The organism is Acidovorax sp. GW460-11-11-14-LB4, from assembly GCF_059423685.1.
Genome location: NZ_JBWKYJ010000064.1, coordinates 17,434 through 28,207, shown reverse-complemented (window position 1 = coordinate 28,207; position 10,774 = coordinate 17,434). Strand labels below are relative to the sequence as shown.

Annotated in this window: 10 protein-coding genes; 9 read left to right on the top strand and 1 reads right to left on the bottom strand. The window is 65.9% G+C overall.

Going from position 1 to position 10,774, the window contains the following annotated elements:
- Positions 1-202: 202 nt before the first annotated feature.
- From AC07X4_RS19005 to AC07X4_RS18970, 8 genes are all read left to right on the top strand, one after another.
- On the top strand, positions 203-1,045 hold the full coding sequence (locus tag AC07X4_RS19005; protein ID WP_494740972.1) for an enoyl-CoA hydratase-related protein: 843 nt from the start codon (positions 203-205) through the stop codon (positions 1,043-1,045).
- Between the two features lie 196 nt (positions 1,046-1,241).
- Positions 1,242-2,216 carry a threo-3-hydroxy-L-aspartate ammonia-lyase gene (locus AC07X4_RS19000; RefSeq protein WP_056062298.1) on the top strand — a complete coding sequence of 325 codons (975 nt, stop codon included), beginning with the start codon at positions 1,242-1,244 and terminating at the stop codon, positions 2,214-2,216.
- An 83-nt stretch (positions 2,217-2,299) separates the two neighbouring features.
- On the top strand, positions 2,300-2,929 hold the full coding sequence (upp, locus tag AC07X4_RS18995; protein ID WP_056062295.1) for a uracil phosphoribosyltransferase: 630 nt from the start codon (positions 2,300-2,302) through the stop codon (positions 2,927-2,929).
- Between the two features lie 301 nt (positions 2,930-3,230).
- Positions 3,231-4,241, top strand: a complete 1,011-nt coding sequence (locus AC07X4_RS18990) for a BMP family protein (protein WP_056062290.1) — start codon at positions 3,231-3,233, stop codon at positions 4,239-4,241.
- A 123-nt stretch (positions 4,242-4,364) separates the two neighbouring features.
- Positions 4,365-5,330 (top strand): 5'-methylthioadenosine/S-adenosylhomocysteine nucleosidase, encoded by a 966-nt coding sequence (locus AC07X4_RS18985; RefSeq protein WP_494740971.1) that lies wholly within the window; start codon positions 4,365-4,367, stop codon positions 5,328-5,330.
- The gene (locus tag AC07X4_RS18980) at positions 5,331-6,887 is read left to right on the top strand and encodes an ABC transporter ATP-binding protein (RefSeq protein ID WP_494740970.1); all 1,557 of its coding nucleotides are present in this window, start codon (positions 5,331-5,333) and stop codon (positions 6,885-6,887) included. It abuts the gene before it with no gap.
- A gap of 25 nt (positions 6,888-6,912) precedes the next feature.
- Positions 6,913-7,974, top strand: a complete 1,062-nt coding sequence (locus AC07X4_RS18975; RefSeq protein WP_494740969.1) for an ABC transporter permease — start codon at positions 6,913-6,915, stop codon at positions 7,972-7,974.
- 114 nt (positions 7,975-8,088) lie between these two features.
- Positions 8,089-9,012 carry an ABC transporter permease gene (locus tag AC07X4_RS18970; RefSeq protein ID WP_146871030.1) on the top strand — a complete coding sequence of 308 codons (924 nt, stop codon included), beginning with the start codon at positions 8,089-8,091 and terminating at the stop codon, positions 9,010-9,012.
- A 34-nt stretch (positions 9,013-9,046) separates the two neighbouring features.
- Here AC07X4_RS18970 and AC07X4_RS18965 read toward each other — a convergent pair whose 3' ends face one another.
- Positions 9,047-9,406, bottom strand: a complete 360-nt coding sequence (locus tag AC07X4_RS18965; RefSeq protein WP_056062279.1) for a VOC family protein — start codon at positions 9,404-9,406, stop codon at positions 9,047-9,049.
- Positions 9,407-9,477: 71 nt separating this feature from the next.
- Here AC07X4_RS18965 and AC07X4_RS18960 point away from each other — a divergent pair, with 71 nt between their 5' ends.
- Positions 9,478-10,752 (top strand): amidohydrolase family protein, encoded by a 1,275-nt coding sequence (locus AC07X4_RS18960; RefSeq protein WP_494740968.1) that lies wholly within the window; start codon positions 9,478-9,480, stop codon positions 10,750-10,752.
- The last annotated feature ends 22 nt before the right edge of the window (positions 10,753-10,774 follow it).

Sequence of the window (10,774 nt, the reverse complement as noted above, 5' to 3'; positions counted from 1 at the left end):
GTTGTGGTGGCGGCGGGGACTGAGCGCCTGGTCCACCGGCCCCACTGCCCCCGTTGGCGGCACAACGCCAGCCCCAATCACTCTCTTTTTGATAGCTACCCAGGCATGATGCACTGGCGCATTCAGCCAAAATGGCCTGAAATCACGCCCAGTCACACAGGCGACGACCGGGCCTGCACCCGCCGGTCTACAGTGGCACCCCATGAACACCCTCACCTGCTTTTCCCTCAGCATCACTGACCACGTGGGCCATCTGGTTCTGAACAAACCCGAGGCCATGAACACAATGCACCCCACCTTCTGGCGCGAGCTGGACACGGTGCTGGCCCAGCTGCACCAGGCGGGCGAGGCGCGGGCGCTGGTCATCAGCAGCACCGGCAAACATTTCAGCGCCGGGATGGCGCTGGAGACCTTTGGCGGCGCCATCACGATGGACGACCAGAGCCCCGAGGGCCGGGCTGCCATCTTCGACCTGCTGACTGACATGCAGGCCACCTTCACCCGCATCGACAACCTGCGCATCCCGGTGATCATGGCCATCCATGGCGGATGCATCGGCGGTGCGGTGGACATGGTCACCGCAGGCTGCATCCGCTACGCCACGGCCGACGCTTTCTTCTGCATCCAGGAAATCAACATCGGCATGGTGGCCGACGTGGGCACGCTGCAGCGCCTGCCCAAGCTCATTCCGCTGGGCGTGGTCAAAGAACTGGCCTACACCGGCCGCCGCCTGAGCGCCGCCAAGGCCCTGAACTACGGCCTGGTCAACGAGGTGTTCGACACGCAAGAGGCCATGCTGGCTGCTGCGCTGCAGTGCGCCAAGGAGATCGCGTCCAAACCCCCGGTGGCCATCTGGGGCACCAAGCAGGCCGTGAACTACGCGCGCGACCACAGCGTGGAAGACAGCCTGCGCCAGATGGGCTGGCTGCAGGGCGCCATCTGGAGCAACCAGCATGTGCGCGAATCGGTCACGGCCATGAAGCAAAAACGCGCGGGCGAGTTCCCGGCGCTCACACCATTGCAACGGTTCAGCGAGCTGGGCTGAGCGCCGCCGGGCCGCGCCATGCGGCCCGGATTGCGGTGCACGCACGGGCATGTGCCACATCAAAATGTATAGCTGCCCAGGCATGCTGCACTAGCGCTTGCAAGCCCTTTTGCTTGAAATGGCGAGGCAAAGGGCTATCATCAGGCCTTAAGGGGTTTGGCCGTCTTCCAGCCCTGCCCACAAGGATGCCGCCACCATGACGCTGCCCAGCCTGACCCCACCCACCTACGACGATGTGGCCGCTGCCGCGCACCGGCTCAAGGGCATGGCGCACCGCACGCCCGTGCTGCGCTCCAGCACCGCCGACGAGCGGCTGGGCGCGCAGCTGTTCTTCAAGTGCGAGAACCTGCAGCGCACCGGCGCCTTCAAGTTCCGGGGCGCGTTCAATACCCTGGCCCAGTTCACCGATGAGCAGCGCGAACGTGGTGTGCTCGCCTTCTCGGCGGGCAACCACGCGCAGGCCATTGCACTGTCGGCCCGGCTGCTGGACATGCCTGCCGCCATCGTCATGCCCGAGGACGCCCCCGCCTCCAAGATGGCCGCCACGCGCGACTATGGCGCCCAGGTCGTCACCTACAACCGCTACACCGAAGACCGCGAGGCCATCAGCCGCCGCCTGGCGCTGGAGCGCGGCATGACGCTGGTCCCCCCATTCGACCACCCCCATGTGATCGCGGGCCAGGGCACGGCGGCCAAGGAGCTTTTTGAAGAAGTGCCCGACCTGGACTACCTGTTCGTCTGCGTCGGTGGCGGCGGCCTGCTGGCGGGCAGCCTGCTGGCCGCCGAGGCCCTGGCGCCGCAATGCCGGGTGGTAGGGGTGGAGCCCGCAGCGGGCAACGACGGCCAGCAGTCGGTCAAGGCCGGGCATGTCGTGCAGATCCCCACGCCCCACACCATTGCCGACGGCGCACAAACCCAGGCGCTGGGCCAGCTCACCTTCCCCATCATCCAGCGCCTGGCCGACGACATGGTCACCGCCACTGACGAGCAGCTGGTCGAGTCCCTGCGCTTTTTTGCCGAGCGCATGAAGATCGTGGTCGAGCCCACAGGCGCACTGGCCTTCGCTGGGGCCCAGCACGGCAACGTCGACATCCACGGAGCGCGCGTCGGCATCCTCATCAGCGGCGGCAACGTCGATTTGTCGCGCCTGGCACGGTTTCTGGCAGACTAGCCCCCACTTTTTCACTCACCGCGCGGCAGAGCGCGCCTGTTCACCAGCGCAAAGGCCTCTGCCCTTCTCCTTTCAGGTTCCCCATGAGCAACGTCACCGTCATCACCCACCCCCTCGTCCAGCACAAGCTCACGCTGATGCGCAAGAAAGACGCCAGCACCAACAGCTTTCGCCGCCTGCTGGGCGAGCTGTCCACGCTGATGGCGTACGAAGTGACCCGAGACATGCCGCTGCAGGATGTGCAGATCGAAACCCCGTTGGAGACCATGACCGGCAAGATGATCGATGGCAAAAAGCTGGTGCTGGTCTCCATCCTGCGTGCGGGCAACGGCTTTCTGGACGGCATGCTCAACGTGGTGCCCGGCGCCCGCGTGGGCCACATCGGCCTGTACCGCGACCCGGCCACGCTGCAGCCCGTGGAGTACTACTTCAAGATGCCGTCCGAGATGGACGAGCGCGACATCATCGTGGTGGACCCGATGCTGGCCACCGGCAACTCAGCCGCGGCCTGTGTGGACCGCCTCAAGAAGCTGAACCCCCGCTCCATCAAGTTCGTCTGCCTGCTGGCCGCCCCTGAAGGCGTGGCCACGCTGCAGAAGGCCCACCCCGACGTGCCCATCTTCACCGCCGCCATCGACCGCGAGCTGAACGACCACGGCTACATCCTGCCGGGCCTGGGCGATGCGGGTGACCGCATTTTTGGCACCAAATAAGCGCACACCGGCAGCGCCCGTGCACCAGCCACCGCAGGGCCTGCCGCCCAGCGGTGGCTTTTTTTTTCATCACCGGGTCTCTCTGCGTTGCGTAACAGCCAATTGGGATCCCTACCCTGGAGGGGTGCCCCAGCCTGGTTTCCTGATGAGCTGCACGCATGCACCATTTTTTTACCAACTGGTGGCTTTCCTCTGGCAGACTTGCCGCTGGTTTGCAGTTACACAGCCACCGACTGGCGCGCTCCTTGCTTGGTAGCAGCACACCCAACCTCCTTGTTTGCTTGTCTGAAGGAACCCCACCATGACCACTCGCCGCATCTTCACCGGACGCCTGCTCTGCACCTCCATGGCCCTCTCGGCCGCCATGGCGATGGCGCCCTCTTTGGCCTTCGCGCAGTCCAAGATCAAGGTCGCGGCGATCTACACGGTGCCTTTTGAACAGCAATGGGTCAGCCGCATCCACAAGGCCCTCAAGGCCGCCGAGGCACGTGGCGAGATCGAATACAAGGCCAGCGAAAACGTGAGCAACGCCGACTACGAGCGCGTGATGCGCGAATACGCCACCGGCGGCAACCAGCTCATCGTGGGCGAGGCCTTTGCGGTAGAAGCCGCCGCCCGCAAGGTGGCCAAGGACTTCCCCAAGACTTCGTTCCTGCTCGGCTCCTCCGGCAAGCCGCAGGCGCCCAATTTCAGCGTGTTCGACAACTACATCCAGGAGCCCGCATACCTCAGCGGCATGGTGGCTGGCGGCATGACCAAGACCAACAAGATCGGCATGGTGGGCGGCTTCCCCATCCCCGAAGTCAACCGCCTGATGCACGCCTTCATGGCGGGCGCCAAGGAGACCAACCCCAAGGTCGAGTTCACCATCACCTTCATCAACAGCTGGTTTGACCCACCCAAGGCCAAGGAAGCCACCTTCGCCATGATCGACAAGGGTGCCGACGTGCTCTACGCCGAGCGCTTTGGCGTGAGCGACGCGGCCAAGGAAAAAGGCAAGCTCGCCATCGGCAACGTGATCAATACGCAAGAGCAGTACCCCGACACCGTGGTGGCATCGGCCCTGTGGCACATGGAGCCCAGCATCGAGCGCGCGCTCAAGCTGGTCAAGGACGGCAAATTCACGGCCGAGGACTACGGCCCATATTCGATGATGAAACACAAGGGCTCCGAACTCGCGCCCCTGGGCACATTCGAGAAGAAGGTGCCGGCCGACATCGTCGCCAAGGTCAAGGCCAAGGAGGCCGACATCCTGGCCGGCAAGTTCACCGTGAAGGTGGACGACAGCCAGCCCAAGTCCACGGCCAAGTAAGCACCGGATGCAGCGGGTGCCGTGCCCGCGTCCTCAACTTCTGTGCACAGGCCACCCCAGCAAAGCGGTGGCCTGTTTGTTTTGATGCTCACCGCTATTGCACACCGACGAGGCTCACCCACCATGTTTTCACACCACACCACCAAGCCGACTCTGACAACGCGGTGCACCCGCCTGCTGGGCGCCCTGGCCCTGGCCGCCGTGGTCGCGGGCTGTGCCGCCACCTCGCCTGGTAAAACAGCCGTGCGGCTGGACGGCACACCCCGCATCGCCGTCATCTCCGCTTTTGCCCCTGAGCTGACCGTGCTGCTGCCCCAGGTGCAGCAGCCCGCCAAACACAGCATCAACGGCGTGGAGTTCACCACCGGCACGCTGGAGGGCAAACCTGTGGTGGTCTTCCTCTCCGGCATCAGCATGACCAACGCGGCCATGAACACCCAGCTGGTGCTGGACCGCTTCCACGTGAGCCACGTGGTCTTCAGCGGCATCGCGGGCGGCGTGAACCCTAGCCTGCACATTGGCGACGTGACGGTGCCCGCACAGTGGGGCCAGTACATGGAATGGCTGATGGCGCGCGAAGAGCAGCCCGGCCAGTACAGCGCCCCCGCGTGGATGAAAAGCGAGCTGACGATGCCCGCCTTCGGCATGATGCACCCACGCCCCGTGGAGGTGCGGTCTGCCGCCAACCCCAAACTCACCAAGAAGTTCTGGTTCGAAGCCGACCCGAAGATGCTGGCCACTGCCCGCAGCCTGCAGAACGTGGGCCTGGAGCACTGCCTGGCCGCCACCTGCCTCAAGCAGCGCCCACAACTGGTGGTGGGCGGCAACGGCGTATCGGGCCAGGCCTTTGTGGACAACAAGGCCTTCCGCGAATACGCCTTCAAGACCTTCGAGGCCAACGTGCTCGACATGGAAACCGCCGCCACCGCCATGGTCGCGCACAGTAACGGCGTGCCCTACATCGCCTTCCGGTCGCTGAGCGATCTCGCCGGTGGTGGTGATGGCGAGAACGAAATGGGCACCTTCATGGGCCTGGCGGCCGCCAACTCGGCCAAGGTATTGCGGGCGTTTCTGGCGGCGTGGAAGTAGATGGCCTCCACCAACGCCCCCGTCCTGAAACTGTCGGACATCACCAAACGCTTCGGCAAGCTCGTCGCCAACGACGCCATCAGCCTGACCCTGGCACGCGGCGAAGTGCTGGCCCTGCTGGGCGAAAACGGCGCAGGCAAGTCCACGCTGATGTCCATCCTGTTCGGGCACTACGTGGCTGACGAAGGCAGTATCGAAGCCTTTGGCCAGCCCCTGCCGCCCGGCCAGCCGCGTGCAGCGCTGGCGGCGGGCATTGGCATGGTGCACCAGCACTTCACGCTGGCCGACAACCTCACGGTGCTGGACAACGTGCTGCTGGGCAGCGAGCCGCTGTGGCAGCCCTTCTCGCGCCGCAGCGTGGCCCGCGCAAAGCTGCTGGCGGTGTCGCAGCAGTTTGGCCTGCCAGTGAGCCCCGATGCGAAGGTCGGCAGCCTCTCGGTGGGCGAGCGCCAGCGGGTCGAAATCTTGAAGGCCCTCTATCGGGGCGCCCGCATCCTCATCCTGGACGAACCCACCGCCGTGCTCACCCCGCAAGAGAGCGAGGCACTGTTCGACACCCTGGCGCAAATGGTGGCGCAGGGCCTGTCCATCATCTTCATCAGCCACAAGCTGGGCGAGGTGCTGCGCGTATCGCACCGCGTGGCCGTGCTGCGCCAGGGCAAGCTGGTGGCCGAGGCGCCTGCGCAGGGCACCACCCAGGGGCTGCTCGCGCAATGGATGGTGGGCCATGCGATTGAGGCGGCAGAGCGCCGCCCCGCCAAGAATGTGGGGGAGCCCATCTGCACCCTGACCAACGTCAGCACCGGCCCCACGGGGCGCGACCGGCTGAACGATGTGTCCCTCAGCTTGCGCGCAGGCGAGATCGTGGCGATTGCGGGCGTGAGCGGCAACGGCCAGGTGGCACTGGCCGACCTGCTGTGCGGCGTGCGCAGCGCCACCACCGGCCAGGTCACCCTGCGCGGCGCGACGCTGCAAGCGCGGCCCGCATACCTGGTCAGCCAGGGCGTGGCCCGCATCCCCGAAGACCGCCACGCCGTGGGCGTGGTGGGCGATTTGCCGGTGTGGGAGAACGCTGTGTCCGAACGCCTGCGCGGGCCCTGGTTTGCACACCCGTGGTTCCGTGCCTTCTGGGTCAAGCGCCGCGCCGCGCGCCAGCACGCGCAGCGCGTGGCCGAGACCTTTGACGTGCGCGGCGGCGGGCCGGACACCCCCGCCCGGTCGCTGTCGGGCGGCAACATGCAAAAGCTCATCCTGGGCCGGGCGCTGATGCCGCCGAAGGACGCAGCAGGCTACACCGCGCCTGCGCCCCAGCTCATCGTGGCCCACCAGCCTACTTGGGGGCTGGACATTGGCGCGGTGATGTTTGTGCAGCAGCAGCTCATCAACGCGCGCGATGCGGGAGCGGCCGTGCTGCTGATCTCGGACGATCTGGACGAAGTGCTGGCGCTGGGTGACCGTGTGGCCGTCATGCACGACGGCCACTTGAGCGAGGCGCGACGCGCTGAAGACTGGACGCGCGAAGCCATCGGCCTGGCGATGGCAGGCGCTGCACATTGAGCGACAACCACAAGAACAACCCAGCATGAGACTTGAAAAACGCAACCACACCTCCCCCGCCGCCTACGTGCTGGCGCCGGTGGGCGCCGTGGTGTTCACACTGATCGTCAGCGCCCTGCTGGTGCTGTGGGCCGGGGCGCCCGTGGGCCAGACCTATGCGCTGCTGCTGCAGGGCGCGTTCGGCTCGGTGTTTGCACTGACCGAAACCCTCACCCGCGCCACGCCACTGATCCTGACCGGGCTGGCAGCGGCCGTGGCCTTCCGCGCGCGGCTGTTCAACATTGGGGCCGAGGGGCAGCTTTACGCCGGGGCGCTGGCCGCCGTGGCCGTGGGCGGCATGCACGGGGGCACGGGGCTGGAGTGGTCGCCCTACGTGCTCTTTCCGCTGATGATGCTGGCGGCCGCGCTGGCAGGCGCAGCGCTGCTGCTGGGCCCGGCGCTGATGAAGGCGCGGCTGGGCGTGGACGAGGTGGTCACCACACTGCTGCTCAACTTCATCATGCTGCTGCTGGTGTCAGCTCTGCTCGATGGACCGATGAAAGACCCGCTCTCCATGGGCTGGCCGCAGAGCGTGGCACTGCAGGGCGACCTGGAACTCTCCAAGCTGCTGCCTCAGACGCGGCTGCACACGGGCCTGCTGTGGGCCGTGTCGCTGGCCGTGATGCTGTGGGCGCTGCTGGCACGCACGGTGCCGGGGTTTGATATTCGTGCTGCGGGGGCCAATGCACGCGCTGCTGCCTTTGCGGGCGTGCCTATCACCCGCACGGTGGTGCTGGTGGCCTTGCTCTCCGGCGGGCTCGCAGGCTTGGCTGGCGCCATCGAAGTGGCCGGTCGCACTGGCTATGTGACGCTCGACATGTCGCCCGGCTACGGCTACAGCGGCATCGTGATCGCCATGCTGGCCGGACTGCACCCGCTGGGCGTGATTGCAGCGGGCACCTTCGTGGCGGGCGTGCTGGTGGGGGCTGACAGCATGAGCCGCGCGGTGGGCGTGCCCACCTACATTGCGGATGTGATCGTGGCGACTTCGCTGATTGCGGTGCTGGTGGCCGGGCTGCTGACGCAGTACCGCGTGCGGTGGAAGTGAAGCAGCCATGACAACCCATACACACCACAATTTCAAGCCAAATAGGCCTCTAGCGCTAGTGAATCATGCGCCAGATGCTATCGAAATGAAAGCAAATTTCCACGGAGCAGCTGCATGACCGAACTGCTCGACATCCTAGCCAACCCCGCGTTCTGGATTGCCACCCTGCGGGTCGCCACCCCGCTCATTCTGGGCACGCTGGGGGTTTTGCTGTGCGAACGCGCCGGGGTGCTCAACCTGGGCATTGAAGGGATCATGGTCGCTGGCGCCTTCACTGGTTGGCTCACGGTGTACACGGGCCACGGACTGTGGGCCGGGGTGCTGGTGGCGGCGCTCACCGGCGCAGTGTTTGGATTGCTGCACGCATGGCTCACCGTGGGGCTGGCGCTGTCGCAGCATGTGTCCGGCCTCGGCATCACGCTGCTGGCCACGGCGCTCAGCTACTACGGCTACCGGGTGAGCTTCCCCAAGGTGAACACGCCACCCACCATCGAGCCCTTTGCACCGATGGAATGGCTGGGCATTCCCATCCTGTCGGCACAAACCCCACTCACGCTGCTGGCCCTGCTGCTGGTGCCGCTATTGGCCTGGGTGCTGATGCGCACCCCGCTGGGCCTGGCCGTGCGCATGGTGGGCGAGAACCCGCAGGCGGCCGAGGGCCAGGGCATCTCGGTGGCGGCCATGCGCACCGGCGCCATCGTGGCCGGGTCGGCGCTGATGGGCGTGGCGGGGTCGTTCCTCACGCTGTCGGCGTTCAACGCGTTCTTCTTCAACATGATCAACGGCCGCGGCTGGATCTGCGTGGCGCTGGTGGTGTTTGCCTCGTGGCGGCCCGGCAAGGCGCTGCTGGGTGCGCTGCTCTTCGCCTTTTTTGACGCGCTGCAGCTGCGGCTGCAGCAGGCGGGCGATGCGTGGCTGCCGTACCAGGTGTATCTGATGCTGCCGTACCTGCTGTCCATCCTGGCGCTGGTGCTGGTGGCACGCAAGGCGGCGTATCCGCAGGCGCTGATGAAGCCCTACCGCAAGGGGGAGCGATGAGAAGATGCGAATGAGCCCACCACGCCCGATTCATTCACACCCTCTGGTCGGACCACACCGCAAACTCGTTGCCGCTGGGCTCTGTGAAATGAAAGCGCCGTCCTCCCGGAAAGTCGAACACCGGCTTGACCACATGGCCACCTGCCGCCTCCACCTTGGCCAATGTGGCTTCGAGGTCTGCGCTGTAGAACACCAGCAAGGCGCCGCCAGTGGCTGGAGTGGAACAAAGGCTGGCGCGGAAGAAGCCGCCGTCCAACCCCTGGCCCGAGAAGGCCGTGTATTCGGGGCCATAGTCCACAAAGGTCCATGCAAAGGCCTTTTCAAAGAACGACTTGGTGGCGGGCACATCGCACGCGGCAAATTCGACATAGTTCAGCTTTTCATGTGCGTTCATCGGATGACCCTTTCTTTTTGAGACCCCGCAGTGTGCCAGCGCGTCCCGACGAATATCTACACTCCCCCACCATGCTCGACCTGCTCATCACCCATGCCAGCCTGCCCGACGGCCGCCAGAACATGTCCATCGCCGTGCAAGGCGGCCGCATCACCGAAGTGACCGAAAGCCTGCAAGCCCCTGCGCATGAAACGGTAGATGCGGGTGGCCTGCTGGTGAGCCCGCCGTTTGTGGACGCGCATTTCCACATGGATTCGACCCTGAGCTACGGCCAGCCGCGCGTGAACGAGAGCGGCACGCTGCTCGAAGGCATTGCGCTGTGGGGCGAACTCAAGCCCACGCTGACCCACGACGCCATCGTGCAGCGCGCGCTGCAGTATTGCGACATGGCCGTGGCGCGCGGGCTGCTGGCCATCCGCAGCCATGTGGACACCAGCCACCCCAGCCTGCTGCCGGTGCAGGCGCTGCTGGATGTAAAACAGCGCGTGGCGCCGTACCTGGATTTGCAACTGGTGGCCTTCCCGCAAGACGGCGTGCTGCGCGCGCCCGGAGGGCTCGACAACCTGAAACGCGCGCTGGACATGGGTGTTGACGTGGTGGGCGGCATTCCGCACTTCGAGCGCACCATGGCCCAAGGGGCCGAGAGCGTGAAGATCCTTTGCGAACTGGCGGCCGAACGGGGCAAACGCGTGGACATGCACTGCGACGAGAGCGATGACCCGCACTCGCGCCACGTGGAAACCCTGGCGTACGAAACCCAGCGCCTGGGACTGCAGGGCCGCGTGACGGGCTCGCACCTCACCTCCATGCACAGCATGGACAACTACTACGTGAGCAAGCTGATGGCGCTGATGGCCGAGGCCGACCTGGGCGTGGTGGCCAACCCGCTCATCAACATCACGCTGCAAGGCCGCCACGACACCTACCCCAAGCGCCGGGGCATGACCCGCGTGCCCGAGCTGATGGCTGCGGGCCTGACGGTGGCGTTTGGCCACGACTGCGTGCTCGACCCCTGGTACAGCGGCGGCAGCGCAGACATGCTGGAGGCCGCGCACATGGGCCTGCATGTGGGCCAGATGACCAGCCAGGCCGCGATGCGGCAGTGTTTTGACGCGGTGACGGTGAATCCCGCCAAGCTGCTGGGGCTGGAGGGCTACGGTATCGCCCCCGGCTGCCATGCCGACCTGGTGCTGCTGCATGCGCGCAACCCGGTGGACGCCATCCGCCTGCGGGCCACGCGCCTGGGTGTGTGGCGGCGCGGCCAACGGGTGTCCAGCAGCCCGGCGCCCGTGGCGCAGCTGAACCTGCCTGGGCGGCCCGGCAGCGTGGATTTCGCATCGAATTAGCCCCAAGCGCTAGTGGATAATA